This is a genomic window from Bacteroides caecigallinarum (assembly GCF_016902295.1).
Lineage (GTDB): Bacteria > Bacteroidota > Bacteroidia > Bacteroidales > Bacteroidaceae > Phocaeicola > Phocaeicola caecigallinarum_A.
Genome location: NZ_JACJLQ010000187.1, coordinates 1 through 320 on the forward strand (window position 1 = coordinate 1; position 320 = coordinate 320).

Consider the following 320-nt stretch of genomic DNA (forward strand, 5'->3'; position numbering starts at 1 on the left):
TTATTTCTCCGAGCCTGTCAGGGATATGGCATCCGTTTATCATTGTACGGAGGAAGAGATGATGCAAAGATTGAAAGGACAATACGACGGTTATCATTTCAGCGACAGCCTGACTGATGTTTATAATCCTTTCAGCCTGCTCAATGCTTTCAACAAGAAAAGTATCCGTGACTATTGGTTCAGTTCCGGCACTCCGACGTATCTTATCCGCCTGCTTGCCCATTTCAAGGAGAACATGAACGAACTGACAGGCAGATACTACAGTCCGGAGGAATTCATAGATTACAAGGCTGATGTGGAACGTCCGCTTCCTATGATAT

Annotated in this window: 1 pseudogene; it reads left to right on the forward strand. The window is 44.7% G+C overall.

Going from position 1 to position 320, the window contains the following annotated elements:
* A pseudogene (locus H6A27_RS14765) lies at positions 1 to 320 on the forward strand (AAA family ATPase); the annotation flags it as partial.